The sequence below is a fragment of the Dyadobacter sp. genome (assembly GCF_039919315.1).
GTDB lineage: Bacteria > Bacteroidota > Bacteroidia > Cytophagales > Spirosomataceae > Dyadobacter.
The window spans coordinates 109,113-123,960 of the sequence record NZ_JBDSFX010000001.1; the positions used below are offsets into that span (position 1 = coordinate 109,113).

Genomic DNA, 14,848 nt, shown 5'->3' on the forward strand with positions numbered 1-14,848 from the left:
AGAGCTAAGTTAAAGCCATTCAGGGATAAAATTCTGATCCTTCATACTTTCAGGAATAATATTGTACCAAACCTTCCAACGGAGATTTTAGTATCCCGCCAGCTTTTAATCCTTTCTTTTTCAATATATTTTTAAGAATATCCTGATAATAGAATGCGATGGACCCGGTAAAATGTACCGGATAATCCACAGCATTTTCATGTTTCAGAATGTACTTTTCAATAAACAAACCAAACGCATTCTCCACCAGATTATGCATAAAGGGATGTTTTATATTTTCCGCAATGAACTGGGAGAATGTAGCGAAATAGCGGTTTGGGTAAGGCTTTTTGTAAGCATGATCCAGCACATTCAACCGGTTGATCTCGGGATATCTTTCGGCAAAATCAGCGTGTAAGTCAGCAGGTAATTCATTTTGAAGGTAATGTACCACCAATGTTTTCCCAAGATATGACCCGCTGCCTTCATCGCCCAGCCAAAAACCGAGCGACCCGATAGAACGTACTATGTTCCTGCCATCATAAAAAGCATTGTTCGCGCCCGTACCTAATATACACGCAAGCCCCGGCGTATGTCCGCACAGCCCACGCGCCGCACCCAGCATATCCGACGCCACTTCAATGGTACTGGCAGCTGGGAGACAATGTGACAAAGCATTTGTTACCGGTCGGCTTGATTTTTCATCCGCACAGCCAGCGCCATAAAAAAACACCTTTTCTACTGCGCCTCCAAGGTGAGGCATCACCTGTGTTTCCAGCACGGGAATGATTTCTTCGACCGTCTGGTAAAAAGGATTGATCCCTGCCGATTGAAAACTTTTCGTTTCCGCTCCCGGACTAATGATTACCCAGTCTGTTTTGGTAGAGCCGCTGTCGGCGATTAAATAGGAATTTGCAAGCATAAATGGCTTTCGGCTGTCAGCTCTCGGCTTTCGGCCATTAAATAAGTTGGTTATTTTCAATGTTCCTTTTGTAGCTTCCCGATGGCATTGAAACGCTCGAAAACGCGCTCGGTATGCGGGGCATCTCCCAGTTCTTTGGTAAGGTCCTGCCCGGCCCAATGTTCATAATGGTGTCCGTTGCGCCACAATCTTGATGTACCAACGTCGTAAATTATTCCTTTATATGCACACCAGATTTCCTCGCGGTCCTGTCCGTTGCGAAGCGCCAGTTGTGCTCTTGTGTATTCCTTCATTTTAAACTTTTAGCCCGCAATTTAATGATAACGGTCATTCAGCAGAAAATTAAAATGAACTTCCGGGAATATTTTGATAATAAGACTAAAAAGTAGGAACTTGGCGTTTTGTTAAGACATTCATGAAAAATTGATATGAAAAAAAGTTACTCTCTTCTTTGGTGTACGATACTGGTTCTCACATTGGTCGCAAGCGGATGTAAGAAAAAAGTAAAGCCGGTATCCGAGCGCATAGCAAAGGCCTGGACTGCAGAATCTGTGAAACATGGAAATGATGTCGCTTACACCAGGGGAGGATCTGCGAATCAATTTCCTGCTTATTCAGGGTTCAGACTGACATTAACCAATGCTTCCGGTGCTAAAACCGTATCGTTTACCGATGTTGACGGAACTACATTTACCGGAAACTGGGACCTGGATGGCGATTCAAAATTGATCCTGAAAGACTTGACACCACCGCCCACAGCGAGCGGAGGTACGCTTGAATTTACCATTACCTCACTGGATGATGCCAAATTGGTATTAACGCGCCTCAAATCAAGCCCGAAAACAGGTGGTACTATCAATGAATATACATTGACCAATCCATAAGAAGAATCTAACTCTTTATATATTTCAAAAAGCGAAGCCATTTCTTTCGGGAAGTGGCTTCGCTTTTTTGTCTAATTTTGTACCATGGAAACAAGAACTGAAATAAGCAGCCTCGGAGAATTCGGACTGATTAAAAGAATAAATGAAGGAATAAAAATTTCTTTACCTGATACCATTAGGGGAATAGGCGACGATGCGGCGGTCATTGATACCGGTGAGGAATATGGATTGCTCACGTCGGATATGCTGCTGGAAGGCGTTCATTTTGACCTTGCATTTTTCCCTCTGAAACACCTGGGTTACAAGGCAATCGCCATTAATGTGTCCGACATTGCTGCAATGAATGGTACTCCACGCCAGGTAACTGTCAATCTTGCATTGAGCAACCGTTTTTCTGTCGAGGCCATTGATGAACTTTATGACGGCATGAAAGCGGCCTGCAAGGATTTTAATGTGGACCTGGTAGGCGGTGATACTTCTTCTTCCAGATCCGGATTATTGATATCCGTTAGTGTTTTTGGTAAGGTCAATAAAGAAAAAGTTACTTATCGCAATACCGCCAAACCTAATGATCTGATCTGTGTGACCGGGGACCTGGGTGGGGCTTATCTTGGGTTACAATTGTTGGAAAGAGAAAAACAGGTGTTTTTGGTAAACCCTGAAATGCAGCCTGAACTGGACGGAAAAGACTACGTCGTACAGCGTCAATTGCGTCCGGAAGCCAGAATGGATGTTGTTTATGAACTGGCAGAGGCCGGTGTGGTACCAACAGCCATGATCGATGTCTCTGACGGACTGGCTTCGGATCTGATGCACATTTGCGCACAATCGGGCGTGGGCGCAGTGATTTTTGAAGAAAGACTTCCGATCGACGAGCAAACTTATCTTGCGGCCTCTGAGCTGAACATTGGCCCCGTGACTGCTGCGATGAATGGCGGAGAGGATTATGAGTTACTGTTTACAGTGTCACAAGCCTCTTACGAACTCATTAAGAACAATCCCAAGATCAGTTTTATTGGCTACACCACGGCCAATAAGGAGGAGATCGTACTACATACGAAAGGCGATAGCCGGGTGCCGATCACGGCCCAGGGTTGGAGCTAAAAATTACATCATCTTCGTTTTTGGAAAGCATAACCCACCCGGTTATGCTTTTTTGTTTGGCGCGCAACCATCAGAATGTTTCGGTCGTATTCACAACAGATCAATTCATCTCTAACAAAATTTTGAAATCCATGAAAATCTTTTCTGTTTCCCGCATGCTATTTGCACTGGGATTTTTGATGACCGTCTCGATCTCCTGTTCCGATGACGACGAACCTACTCCCACACCGGTTATCCCCAACGATATTCAGTTAAAAGAAACCACCACAGCAGGTAAGGTTTTGACTGACAAAGACGGTAAGACACTTTACTTTTTCACAAAAGACGTTGCTGGCACTTCTGTGTGCTCAGGAGGCTGCGCGACAAAGTGGCCTGTATTTTCAGTAACTGATTTAGCCAAAATGAAATTAGACGCAAGCTTAACTGCAGCCGATTTCGGAACAATCACCAGAGCTGACGGAAAACCACAAACCACATACAAAGGATGGCCTTTGTACTACTACCAGGACGATGCCGCCGCAGGCGATGCGAAGGGCGAAAATGTGGGGGGAGTTTGGTTCGTAGCGAAGCCAACGTACTCCATTATGTTGGCAAATGGCCAACTGGTGGGCAATGACGGCAAGTCTTACAAATCGGATTTGACGGAGGGAACTGGCGATACGCAGTTCTTCGTAGATGCAATGGGCCGCACGCTTTACGCTTTTGCGAAAGATTCCACAAACAATAACAACTTCACTACCAACGATGAGAAACACGACGCATCGTGGCCGATCTATACTGCTGAAATCACCGATATTCCGTCAGCAATCGACAAATCGTTATTTGCAACGATCGATGTTTTTGGTAAAAAACAATTGACTTACAAAGGATGGCCATTATACTATTTCGGACCGGACGGTACTACCAGAGGCGCTACGAAAGGAGTAAGCGTTCCAAAACCGGGCGTATGGCCAATCGTTAACAAGGATTCACCTAGTGCACCGAAAAAGTAAATCGGCTTATTACAACGTATTGCAAAAGTGGCTTCCCGTTTGGAAAGCCACTTTTTGTTTATTTACCCCATTTAGCAACCAGTTTTTCAAATAGTTCCTGCAAAAATAAGGTACGTTTTCCAGCTAATCCGTTACCTACCGGCACATCACCAATCTGCACCACCGGCATGACCCATTTAGTAGTACTGGTTGTAAAAGCCTCATCGGCGGTAATGACCTCTTTATAAGAAACTTGCCTCACTTCTATGTCAAAATGGGGCTTGGCCAGCTCTATCACCACACGTCGGGTTATCCCGTTAAGTATATTCCTGTCTGAGGTAATGAGTTTATCTCCGATAAAAATAAACACATTGCTCCTCGTAAGCTCGCTTACTTCGCCGTCTTTATGAAAAAGTAAGTCCGCTGCCTGCTGACGCTTCAATTCGTCGGCCATGAGCACCATATGCACATAGTTCGTGGTTTTCACCTCCGGCAGATCGCGTACATATTCGTACGGTAACACTTTGATCCCTTTCAGTCGCCCGGCAGGATTATCCTGCGGCAACGGTTCGGTACGGATCAGGAAATTGGGCTGCACCACGTGTACGCTATCCGGCGCGTAACCGCCCGTGAGTACAAACCTGAATGCTACTTCCTGTTCGCCTGACATCGCATGCAAATCGGCAAGTGCTTTTTCTGTATCCTGCTTTGACACCGGCAATTCTAATTTTAACAATCTGGCTGAATTTTCGAACCGCTGCCAATAATCATCCCACCGGAACGGAACTCCGTTATAGGTTCTGAAATAGTCAAAAAGGCCATAACCCCGCAACAATCCGAGGTCATTGGTTTTAAAAACAGAGCTTTCAATATCAATAATGTCTCCGTTGAAATATTGGTGAAAAGGCATGCTGAAGTGTTTAAGGAATACGATTCATTGAGTGCCAAAGGTAGGGAAATGTAGCTTATTCAGTGATATTTCCCTACTTTGCATACATCTCCGGACAAACAAAAACGTTACAATATAATCTGAGGCCTGCGACAGGCAGGCTGCTATTTTACTGCGAATGATCAAACCCGAACAACTCCTTCAAACACTTCAAATTGAATTTGACAAACATTCTTACGGAGAAAATCCTGCGGAATTGTACGATCCCATACAATACATTATGGCATTGGGCGGAAAGCGTTTTCGTCCGTTATTGACATTACTTGCTGCTTCCATCTATACGGAGGATTGGGAAAAAGCGATCAAGCCCGCCATGGCGGTGGAAGTTTTTCACAATTTCACATTAATGCATGACGATATCATGGACCGTGCGCCGCTCAGACGAGGTAAACCGACGGTTCACGAAAAATGGAATGCGAATACCGCAATATTGTCCGGCGACGTGATGCTGATCCGGGCTTATGATCTGCTGCTGGACATTCCAAAAGATAAATTACGCCTGGTGTTGGCCCGTTTTAACCAAACCGCTGCGGAAGTGTGTGAAGGACAGCAACTGGATATGAATTTTGAAACCAGGTGGAATGTTACCGAAGAAGAGTACATTGGAATGATCAGGCTGAAAACTTCCGTACTCCTGGGATTTGCATTGGAACTCGGCGGTATCATCGGAGGCGCAGACGAGGATGCCATTCAACTGCTTTATTCTGCCGGTGAAAACATGGGCATTGGATTTCAGCTGAAAGATGATTTGCTTGATGTTTATGGAGATCCAACCAAGTTTGGAAAGCAGGTGGGCGGAGACATCATTGCCAATAAAAAAACTTTCCTGCTCATTGAAGCATTGTCCAAAGCGGAAGGTTCGGTGAAAGCAGAGCTGGAAAAATGGATTGAAATGAAAACTTTTGACAATGATGAAAAAGTGAATGCGGTCCGGAATATTTACGAAACACTGGACATACGTACATTCACCGAGCAAAAAATCAATGCTTACTTTGCCAAGGGACTGGCAAGTCTCCATGAATTAGGTATCGAAAAGTCCCGCAAGGAACCGTTACTGCAATTTGTGCAGCAGCTTGTGGAGCGGGAGAAATAATTTTAAACATTACATTCAAAATACTATGTCGATTACCCTCATACTAGTCATTATCACATCAGGGATCAGCTATTACGCTTTTAACAATTACAGCCTGATGGATAAGCTGATCCTGAATCCTTACCGGGTCACCAAATATAATGAGTACTACCGCTTTGTGACTTCCGGCTTCGTTCACGCCGATTTTGGTCACCTGATCTTCAATATGCTCAGCTTATGGTTTGTCGGTGAAGGTATTGAAAGGCTGTTTTCAATGCTCTTTGGGCCAAGCGGGACATTTTACTATCTGGTTTTGTATATCGTCGGGATCATTGTTTCAGATATTCCCACCTTTTTAAAGCATCGCAATAACTCCAAATACAATTCTCTGGGTGCGTCGGGAGGAGTTTCTGCGGTGCTTTTCGCCGCGATACTTTATGCGCCATTGATGACCGTATCGCTCTACTTTTTCATTCAGATGCCCGGTTTCATTTTCGGTCTTCTTTTTCTGGGGTATTCGCTTTACGAAGCGAAACGCGGCACGAGCTATGTCAATCACAGCGCACACATGTACGGTGCATTGTTTGGAATGATCTTCATGGCCGTGGTGTACCCGCCCGCAGTGCCGGGCTTTTTTGAGCAGATCTTGTCCTGGCGGTTATTTTAATTCCGCCAGAACCGTTACGCTCCCTACCGTTTTGTCTTGCAAATTAACCTTGATCTCGGCATCAAGCGGGAGATAAATGTCCACCCGTGAACCGAATTTGATAAAACCCATTTCGGTGCTTTGCTCCACCTGATCTCCTTCTTTCACGTACCAGCGAATACGTCGTGCGGCTGCACCGGCAATTTGCCTGAATAAAACATCAATACCTTCTACCGTGCGGATCACAACAGTCGTGCGCTCATTGTCGGTACTGGATTTGGGATGCCAGGCAACCAGGTACAGGCCCGGGTGGTATTTAAAGTATTGAATAACGCCGCTGACCGGGTTCCAGTTGATATGTACATTGATAGGCGACATAAAAATACTGATCTGCCTGCGTGGGCCTTTAAAATATTCGCTTTCGACTACTTCTTCGATCACAACCACCTTTCCATCACAGGGCGCGACGATCTGACGGTCACTTTTATGTACCGTTCTGGTAGGAACGCGAAAAAATTGAACAATAAGCAGGAACACAATAACGCTGCCAATCAGTACCAGCCTGGGAATCCAGTATCCTTCCGGAAGGAGATAGTTTATACCTAAGTTTATCAGAATCAAGATGATGGCCGTTACAACCATGATGGTATATCCTTCTCTATGCAGCTTCATGCAGGTTAATGTTTCGTTAATGTTTGTCTCCGAAATACAAATATCGTATAAATACTGATTTCCTTTCAATGAAAAAGCCCCGCCGATCTGATTTAGAAAGGCAGGGCCCGGATATTTCTCTTCATGAATGGATAGTCATTCTTTGTCATGCGTGGTCACTTATTGTCATTGATTGTTATGACTAAACATGACGACAAATGACTTTTACTCAATGACCACACATTCCCCATTCTTCACTTCCTGCTCCACTTTTTTGAATTTCACATCCCGTAAAATCCGTCCGTCGCGGTATTGCACCGAAACTTTCTGATTTCTGTCAGCGATTTTAATGGTGCGGACAGGCTGGGTTTTAGTGGTTGATTCCATCTGGCGGGCATATTCATTAGGTCCGTCCAATTCGGTATCAAATTCTTCTTCGCGATTGGTGTGCAAAGCGGGCGCCGGTACAGGCTTGCGTACCGTCTGCTGAACGGCCGTTGCAGGCACCGCATCTTCCTGTGGAATATCTGCCTTCATCAGGAAGGATATCATATCAAAATTCACTTTGCTCAAAAAGCGTTTGAACAATTCCACGGATTCAAACTTATAGATCAGCAATGGATCTTTTTGTTCAAATACCGCATTCTGAACAGATTGTTTCAAATCATCCATTTCACGCAAATGTTCTTTCCATTCCTGGTCGATCAATGACAGTACAATGGCTTTCTCCATTTCGTGGGAGATTTCGCGTCCGTCATTATCCAGTGCCTTTTTAAGATTTACTACTACCCCAGCCTGACGGATACCATCGCTGAAAGGAATCATAATCTCAGAAATCGTCGCGCCGCGATCCGTATGAATGGAGCTCAGTACCGGAAGCGCTTTTTGCGAAATTGCGTTATTTTTATCCTGATATTGCTTTTCGGCAGCGTCATACAGTTTTTGAGAACGTTCTGCTATTTTCAGCGATCCATACTCGGCTTCGCTAAAAGGCAATTCCATTCCTAATGTCGTAATGGTTGCCAGTTCCAGCTCGGCGTAAGAACCTGCCGTAGTTACCATTTCATCGCTTACATCATATAATGTGTTGGCAATATCCACCGCCAGACGGTCTCCGAAGAGCGCGTTGCGGCGACGGGTATAAATGGCATCGCGCTGATAATTCATCACGTCATCGTATTCCAGAAGACGCTTACGCATGCCAAAGTTATTTTCCTCTACTTTTTTCTGAGCTCTTTCAATGGACTTGGTGATCATTCCGCTCTGGATCACTTCTCCCTCTTCCAGTCCCATTCTGTCCATCACCTTCGCCATACGGTCGGAACCGAACAAACGCATGAGGCTATCTTCCAATGAAACGAAGAACTGAGAAGAACCCGGATCACCCTGACGACCGGAACGTCCACGAAGCTGACGGTCAACCCGGCGGCTTTCATGTCTTTCAGTTCCTATAATCGCCAATCCGCCCGCTTTTTTCGACTCCGGCGTTAGCTTAATGTCGGTTCCCCGACCAGCCATGTTGGTGGCGATCGTTACGGTTCCCGGCTTACCGGCTTCGGCTACTACTTCTGCCTCACGCTGGTGTTGCTTGGCATTCAATACCTGGTGCTGGATTTTACGCAGGGTAAGCATCCGGCTGATAATTTCTGAGTTTTCAACCGAAGTAGTACCCACCAAAACTGGTCGACCTGCTTCTACCAACTCAACAATTTCATCAGTTACCGCATTGTATTTTTCACGTACCGAACGATACACTTTATCTTCCTGATCCTTACGGACGGCATTTACATTCGTTGGAATAGAAACTACGTCCAGTTTGTAGATTTCCCAGAACTCTCCTGCTTCTGTCTCAGCCGTACCGGTCATACCAGCCAGCTTGTGATACATACGGAAGTAATTCTGCAAAGTAACGGTCGCGTAAGTTTGTGTGGCGTCTTCTACACGCACATTTTCTTTTGCTTCAATGGCCTGGTGCAACCCGTCTGAATAACGACGGCCATCCATGATACGGCCTGTCTGCTCATCCACGATTTTCACTTTTCCGTCCATGATCACATATTCCACATCTTTTTCAAAAAGTGTGAATGCTTTCAAAAGCTGGTTAACAGTGTGGATACGGGCTGTTTTGATAGAATAGTCGCGGATTAACGCTTCCTTCTGAATAATCCTTTCCTGCTCATTTAACGAGGCGTCTTTTTCAATGACATCCAGGTCAACGGCGATATCAGGAAGAATGAAGAAATTGGTCTCGTCCGATTCCCCGGTCAGGAAGTCAATTCCTTTTTCAGTTAATTCAATGCTATTGTGACGCTCATCGATCGTAAAATACAATGGCGCGTCTGCCACCGGCATCAGCTTCTGGTTTTCAGCCAGGTATATCGATTCTGATTCCTGCATCAGCTGTTTAATCCCCGACTCACTCAGGTACTTGATCAACGGCTTGTATTTGGGCACACCGCGGTGCGCACGGAACAATGCAAGGGCCCCTTCTTTTTTATCACCGGCCGCAATTTTCTTTTTCGCGTCATTCAGAAAATCCATGGCCAGCTTTTTCTGCGCTTCTACGATCCTGGATACACGTGGCTTCAATTCGAGGTACTCCTGTTCGTCGCCGCGGGGAACCGGACCACTGATGATCAAAGGTGTACGAGCATCATCAATTAACACGGAGTCAACCTCATCCACCATCGCAAAATGATGTTTACGCTGCACCAGCTCTTCCGGCGTCCGTGACATATTGTCACGCAGGTAGTCAAAACCAAACTCGTTATTGGTACCGTACGTAAGATCAGCCTTGTATGCGTTTCTGCGGGCAATGGTATTCGGCTGGTGACGGTCGATACAATCGACACTCATACCGTGAAACTCAAAAAGCGGCGCGTTCCATTCGGCATCACGCTTGGCCAGATAGTCATTGACGGTTACAATGTGTACCCCCAATCCTGCGAGCGCATTCAGGAAAGCCGGAAGCGTTGCTACCAGCGTTTTACCTTCACCCGTTGCCATTTCAGAGATTTTTCCCTGGTGCAAAACAACCCCACCGATCAGCTGTACATCATAATGTAGCATGTTCCATTTGATAGGCTGCCCGATCACATCCCAGGTCGTGTTCCAATGCGCTTTATCGCCCTCAATGACTACATGTGACTTTCTGGATGCTACTTCTCGGTCAAAAAACGATGCAGTAACCTCTATTTTCTCGTTGTCTTTAAAACGGCGGGCCGTATCTTTTACAATGGCGAATGCTTTTGGCAGAATATCCAGGAGTACTTTTTCAAGTTCCTTATTGCGGTCCAGGTCCAGCGCATCTATTCTCTTGAAGATTGCCTCTTTGCTATCCACATTAGGCTCATCATTTGCCTGCTGCCGCAAAGACGCGATCTGATCGTCGATGGATTGAAGCTGATCTTTGATATGTTGTTTCAGGCCTTCGGACTGAGCGCGAAGTTCATCATTGGATAGGGAAGCCAATAGCACATATTCGGCATTGACTTTATCAACGTACGGGGTTAATTCTTTTAAATCCCGCTCTGATTTTGTGCCAAATAGCTTAGAAAATATTTTAAACATGATTTAATGTATGTTTTTTAACCGATCATTTAGTTCAAAAAATATTGAGCCTGCTTCCAAACGGATGTCAGATTGTCAGCAAAGCTATCATTTTCAATCTCAAAGGTAATTCATTGCCAATAGTAATACGCAACAACTTACATAATCCTAATACAGTTCTAATCTTTTTTTCTTTACCCCAGGGCACTGAATTTAACCCGTTCTCACGCAAAATAACCGTCTATAAAGATTTCAGACAACTACTGTGTAATGCATAGTACCTTTAACACATCAAAGGAAAACAAAACAGATATAGCCATGAACCACAATAGATTATTTCGCAATACAAGTAACAAAATGATTGGTGGCGTAGCCTCCGGCCTCGCAGACTACTTTCAAATTGATGTATCGATCATCCGGGTGATTTTGGTACTGGCAGTCTTCATTCCTGTCACTTTCCCCGTAACATTATTATACGTCATATTTTGGGTCGTGATGCCAGACGGCGCAAAACGCTCCAACTCCATGGAAGAAAGCCACTTTTCTTCCTAGATTTTAAAAACTCCATCAGCAAAGACTTAGTAATTGCAAACCGCCGGGAAACAGATTCCGGCGGTTTGTTGTTTTATGATTAATTGCTATTTTTACCAATGGTATGCAGGCATACTATCCTCGTGGCCTGCTTCTTTTTATTGAACACATTACGATTCGAAATATGAATGCATACATTGTAGTCGGCTACCGCACTGCTGTCGGAAAAGCTACCAGAGGTGGTTTCCGGTTTACCCGCCCGGATGATCTCGGCGCTACCGTTATCAAACATTTACTGGAAAAACTGCCCGGTCTCGACCCAACCCGCGTAGACGACGTGATCGTAGGGAATGCAGTACCCGAGGCAGAACAAGGCATGCAAATGGGCCGTTACGTGGCATTACTGGCGCTTCCTAAGAATGTATCGGGTATTACGATCAACCGATATTGCGGCTCGGGAGTGGAGGCGATCGCTATGGCTTCGGCGAAAATACATGCCGGAATGGCTGAATGTATCATTGCAGGAGGAACCGAATCTATGTCGATGGTACCGACAATGGGCTGGAAAACGGCTTTGAATTACGAAATCGCCCATACCAATCCCGATTACTACCTGAGCATGGGCCTCACAGCCGAGCAGGTAGCGAAGGACTTTAATATCAGCCGTGAAAAGCAAGATGAGTTTTCGTTTCAATCTCACCAAAAAGCGTTGCGTGCGCAAAAAGAAGGCTGGTTTTCCGATGGAATTGTGCCGGTAACAGTGAAAGAAACATACTTTGATGCTGCATCGGGCAAGAAAAAGACCCGCGAAATCGTGGTTAGTCAAGACGAAGGGCCAAGGGCTGACACAACAGTCGAAGCATTAAACAAATTGAAACCCGTGTTTGCAGCAGGCGGCTCGGTAACAGCAGGAAATTCATCCCAGACGTCCGACGGCGCTGCATTTGTGGTAGTCATGTCAGAAAAGCTGGTCAATGAGTTGAATCTTAAACCCATAGCCAAAATGCTATCCTACGCGACAGTCGGCGTGGATCCGCGAATCATGGGTATCGGCCCTGTTGCCGCCATTCCGATCGCCTTGAAACAGGCCGGATTGAACCTCAATGACATTGAACAAATAGAATTGAATGAAGCTTTCGCGGCGCAATCCTTGGCTGTTATTCAGGAACTGGGCATTAACCCGGAAATTGTGAATCCAAATGGTGGCGCTATTGCATTGGGGCATGCATTGGGATCCACAGGTGCGAGACTTTCGGTGCAGCTTTTTAACGAAATGAAACGTCGAAATCAAAAATATGGCATGGTGACAGCCTGTGTAGGAGGCGGGCAGGGCGTGGCCGGAATCTTCGAAAGGCTGAATTGACGCCGTAGGATAACAAAATCACTTATTTCAGAGTCTCCGTAGAAGAGTTGCATATCTTCCACGGAGATTCTTTATTTTTGCCCATCCAACATGCACGCCTTTTTTCATGGATGTATCCATCGTCATCATTAATTACAGAACTCCTCAGCTCATTATCAATTGCTTAAATTCAATCTATAAGTATACTTCAGGAGTAACTATTGAAGTCATAGTTGTTGACAACGATCCCAAAAATGGCGGTTCCGCCCAGGTAAGGGAGGCTTATCCGGATGTGCAATGGATCGACATGGAATTTAATGCCGGCTTTGGTATCGCCAATAACCGGGGAATGTCAGTAGCAAAAGGCAAGTATTTCCTACTCCTCAATGCCGATACCTTAGTCACAGACAATGTAATAGGAAGATGTTTCGAACGAATGAACGAGCGACAGGACATTATGGCTTGCGGTGCTTTGCAATATTACGCCGACGGTACGCCGATGCCATTTTATAAAAGCTTCAACGAGTTCCGTAAAACTTTTTTCATACTTCCCCCCAGTGGCCTGGTAGATAAGGCTATAAGCAAACTTTATCCTGAACCAAACTATGCTGATCCGGACCAGTACGACTGGCTTGTCGGTGCTTTTATTTTTGTAAGAAAGGAAGGATTTGAACAAACCGGAGGGTTCAGCAGCGACTTTTTCATGTATGGAGAAGATGTTGAATGGTCCGGGCGCCTTGGAAAGCTGGGTAAGCTCTGCTATTTTCAGGATTGCACATTTGTACATCTGGAAAACGATAATCCTTTCCGCCGTACCAATATTTCGTGGATCAACCGGTTTAGTACACAAATGCAGGTTTCCAATTTTCTATGGATACGGAAACAGTACGGCATCTTCCAGTATCTGTTACTAATACTGCATTACTTAGTGATGACACCGGTTGTATTTGTGTGGAAAATGTTTCTTAATCTTAAAAAAGACGGAAACCCATTGTCGGAGCTACGCACACAATATATATATGTACGTAAGACACGCGTGCTTTTAAAATATTTCTGGAAAACCCTATTCCTGAAAAAAGGTCTTTTTAAAATCAGACCAGATGAGAACATTGACCTGCTAACCGCCTCTGCATGAACAACGCGAAGAAAAGGATTCTTTTTTTTACCCCTTATGCCACACGGACAGGATCGGAGATGATGCTCCTGTACATTTTGAAACAAATTGACCGCTCCCGTTTTGATATAGGCATTGTAAGTTTTGCCAACGGCGAATTATTAAAGGAATTTCCCGAAGATATTCCGGTCTACATTGCTCCGCGGAAATTCAATATTTTACAAAAGATCTCTTTCCACATCGGGATCAACCCTACATTAAAATACCTCCGAAAGCTCGCGAAGGATTTTAAGGCGGATTTCTGGTATGTCAATACCACCATGATCCCCGAAACGATCGTGGTAGCGAAGGAATTTTCGATCAAAGTCATTACTCATTTTCATGAAATGCCTTTGACCTATGCTTACCTCAGCGCTCCGGATTTCAAAAGCATTGTTGATTATTCTGACTTATTGATCGGTTGTTCGCAAACTACCTGCGATGCATTGAAACATTCGGGCGGGAAGAACGTTGGCCTTTTGTATTCCTTTATCGATGGTTCAAAAGTCCAGAAAAATGATGTGCGGACCCATGAACTGAAAGAGAAGCTGGGCATACCCGACAATGCTTATGTATGGGTACTTTCGGGTATGACTTCGGAGAGAAAGGGCTTTGACATGTTACCTGAAATCGCCGAGGAACTGAATGATCCAAACGTACATCTCATTTGGGTCGGCGCGACAATCGACGATGGATTAGTGTATTATACTGAGCAACGCTGCCTGCATTCGACCTCCGCGACCAAAATTCACCTGGTTGGAAAGCAGAAAGAAGATTATTATAATTATCTTAACATGGGAAATGGATTTCTGCTCACCTCGCGTCAGGATCCCTTCCCGTTGGTGATGATTGAAGCCGCGTTGCTGGGTAAACCTATTATCTCTTTTCCGTCAGGAGGCGTTTCTGAATTCGTACAGCAGGGAATGGGATTGGTAACACAGGACCAAAGTGTAAAACAGATGGTCAATGCAATGCGAGCACTTATGAAGGGAGAGATCACCACGGACAGTTCGAAAAGCATTGAGATAGCAAGTCAATTCAATGTGGAAAATGGCTATAACGAGTGGATCAAATTAATTGACAAAAACTATTAGC

The 14,848-nt window shown here is 45.0% G+C and carries 14 protein-coding genes; 9 read left to right on the top strand and 5 right to left on the bottom strand.

The features are described 5' to 3' along the window. Positions 1–49: 49 nt before the first annotated feature. Complete coding sequence (locus tag ABIO93_RS00525) at positions 50–901, bottom strand: N-acetylglucosamine kinase (RefSeq protein ID WP_348063483.1); 852 nt, start codon at positions 899–901, stop codon at positions 50–52. Between the two features lie 56 nt (positions 902–957). Continuing rightward, positions 958–1,194 carry a cytochrome b5 domain-containing protein gene (locus ABIO93_RS00530; protein WP_348063484.1) on the bottom strand — a complete coding sequence of 79 codons (237 nt, stop codon included), beginning with the start codon at positions 1,192–1,194 and terminating at the stop codon, positions 958–960. Between the two features lie 135 nt (positions 1,195–1,329). On the opposite strand from ABIO93_RS00530, the gene ABIO93_RS00535 reads away from it, so the two are divergent. The 3 genes from ABIO93_RS00535 to ABIO93_RS00545 all read left to right on the top strand — a co-directional run bounded on the left by ABIO93_RS00535 (position 1,330) and on the right by ABIO93_RS00545 (position 3,881). After that, on the top strand, positions 1,330–1,785 hold the full coding sequence (locus ABIO93_RS00535; protein ID WP_348063485.1) for a hypothetical protein: 456 nt from the start codon (positions 1,330–1,332) through the stop codon (positions 1,783–1,785). 84 nt (positions 1,786–1,869) lie between these two features. Then, on the top strand, positions 1,870–2,889 hold the full coding sequence (gene thiL / locus ABIO93_RS00540) for a thiamine-phosphate kinase (protein WP_348063486.1): 1,020 nt from the start codon (positions 1,870–1,872) through the stop codon (positions 2,887–2,889). A gap of 131 nt (positions 2,890–3,020) precedes the next feature. Beyond that, the gene (locus ABIO93_RS00545) at positions 3,021–3,881 is read left to right on the top strand and encodes a hypothetical protein (RefSeq protein ID WP_348063487.1); all 861 of its coding nucleotides are present in this window, start codon (positions 3,021–3,023) and stop codon (positions 3,879–3,881) included. 58 nt (positions 3,882–3,939) lie between these two features. Here the strand turns inward: ABIO93_RS00545 and ABIO93_RS00550 are convergent, their stop codons facing one another. Beyond that, positions 3,940–4,770, bottom strand: a complete 831-nt coding sequence (locus ABIO93_RS00550; protein WP_348063488.1) for an aminotransferase class IV — start codon at positions 4,768–4,770, stop codon at positions 3,940–3,942. Positions 4,771–4,927: 157 nt separating this feature from the next. On the opposite strand from ABIO93_RS00550, the gene ABIO93_RS00555 reads away from it, so the two are divergent. Further along, positions 4,928–5,902, top strand: coding sequence for a polyprenyl synthetase family protein (locus ABIO93_RS00555; protein ID WP_348063489.1), 975 nt, complete (start codon positions 4,928–4,930; stop codon positions 5,900–5,902). A 25-nt stretch (positions 5,903–5,927) separates the two neighbouring features. Next, complete coding sequence (locus ABIO93_RS00560; RefSeq protein ID WP_348063490.1) at positions 5,928–6,548, top strand: rhomboid family intramembrane serine protease; 621 nt, start codon at positions 5,928–5,930, stop codon at positions 6,546–6,548. On the opposite strand, the gene ABIO93_RS00565 is transcribed toward ABIO93_RS00560, so the two are convergent. Beyond that, positions 6,540–7,199 carry a phosphatidylserine decarboxylase family protein gene (locus ABIO93_RS00565; RefSeq protein WP_348063491.1) on the bottom strand — a complete coding sequence of 220 codons (660 nt, stop codon included), beginning with the start codon at positions 7,197–7,199 and terminating at the stop codon, positions 6,540–6,542. The genes ABIO93_RS00560 and ABIO93_RS00565 overlap by 9 nt on opposite strands. A 204-nt stretch (positions 7,200–7,403) precedes the next feature. After that, complete coding sequence (secA, locus tag ABIO93_RS00570; RefSeq protein WP_348063492.1) at positions 7,404–10,748, bottom strand: preprotein translocase subunit SecA; 3,345 nt, start codon at positions 10,746–10,748, stop codon at positions 7,404–7,406. A 297-nt stretch (positions 10,749–11,045) separates the two neighbouring features. Here secA and ABIO93_RS00575 point away from each other — a divergent pair, with 297 nt between their 5' ends. The 4 genes from ABIO93_RS00575 (at position 11,046) to ABIO93_RS00590 (ending at position 14,847) form a co-directional block, all read left to right on the top strand. Next, positions 11,046–11,279 (top strand): PspC domain-containing protein, encoded by a 234-nt coding sequence (locus ABIO93_RS00575; RefSeq protein WP_348063493.1) that lies wholly within the window; start codon positions 11,046–11,048, stop codon positions 11,277–11,279. 163 nt (positions 11,280–11,442) lie between these two features. Next, on the top strand, positions 11,443–12,621 hold the full coding sequence (locus ABIO93_RS00580) for an acetyl-CoA C-acyltransferase (RefSeq protein ID WP_348063647.1): 1,179 nt from the start codon (positions 11,443–11,445) through the stop codon (positions 12,619–12,621). A gap of 106 nt (positions 12,622–12,727) precedes the next feature. Then, entirely contained in the window at positions 12,728–13,735 is a 1,008-nt protein-coding gene (locus ABIO93_RS00585; RefSeq protein WP_348063494.1) for a glycosyltransferase family 2 protein, read from the top strand. Beyond that, entirely contained in the window at positions 13,732–14,847 is a 1,116-nt protein-coding gene (locus ABIO93_RS00590) for a glycosyltransferase (RefSeq protein ID WP_348063495.1), read from the top strand. The genes ABIO93_RS00585 and ABIO93_RS00590 overlap by 4 nt, the downstream gene beginning before the upstream one ends. Position 14,848: the final 1 nt, after the last annotated feature.

Coding starts and splice junctions, on each gene's coding strand:
- ABIO93_RS00525 (WP_348063483.1), bottom strand. CDS start 901: ATGCTTGCAAATTCCTATTTAATCGCCGACAGCGGCTCTACCAAAACA.
- ABIO93_RS00530 (WP_348063484.1), bottom strand. CDS start 1,194: ATGAAGGAATACACAAGAGCACAACTGGCGCTTCGCAACGGACAGGAC.
- ABIO93_RS00535 (WP_348063485.1), top strand. CDS start 1,330: ATGAAAAAAAGTTACTCTCTTCTTTGGTGTACGATACTGGTTCTCACA.
- thiL (WP_348063486.1), top strand. CDS start 1,870: ATGGAAACAAGAACTGAAATAAGCAGCCTCGGAGAATTCGGACTGATT.
- ABIO93_RS00545 (WP_348063487.1), top strand. CDS start 3,021: ATGAAAATCTTTTCTGTTTCCCGCATGCTATTTGCACTGGGATTTTTG.
- ABIO93_RS00550 (WP_348063488.1), bottom strand. CDS start 4,770: ATGCCTTTTCACCAATATTTCAACGGAGACATTATTGATATTGAAAGC.
- ABIO93_RS00555 (WP_348063489.1), top strand. CDS start 4,928: ATGATCAAACCCGAACAACTCCTTCAAACACTTCAAATTGAATTTGAC.
- ABIO93_RS00560 (WP_348063490.1), top strand. CDS start 5,928: ATGTCGATTACCCTCATACTAGTCATTATCACATCAGGGATCAGCTAT.
- ABIO93_RS00565 (WP_348063491.1), bottom strand. CDS start 7,199: ATGAAGCTGCATAGAGAAGGATATACCATCATGGTTGTAACGGCCATC.
- secA (WP_348063492.1), bottom strand. CDS start 10,748: ATGTTTAAAATATTTTCTAAGCTATTTGGCACAAAATCAGAGCGGGAT.
- ABIO93_RS00575 (WP_348063493.1), top strand. CDS start 11,046: ATGAACCACAATAGATTATTTCGCAATACAAGTAACAAAATGATTGGT.
- ABIO93_RS00580 (WP_348063647.1), top strand. CDS start 11,443: ATGAATGCATACATTGTAGTCGGCTACCGCACTGCTGTCGGAAAAGCT.
- ABIO93_RS00585 (WP_348063494.1), top strand. CDS start 12,728: ATGGATGTATCCATCGTCATCATTAATTACAGAACTCCTCAGCTCATT.
- ABIO93_RS00590 (WP_348063495.1), top strand. CDS start 13,732: ATGAACAACGCGAAGAAAAGGATTCTTTTTTTTACCCCTTATGCCACA.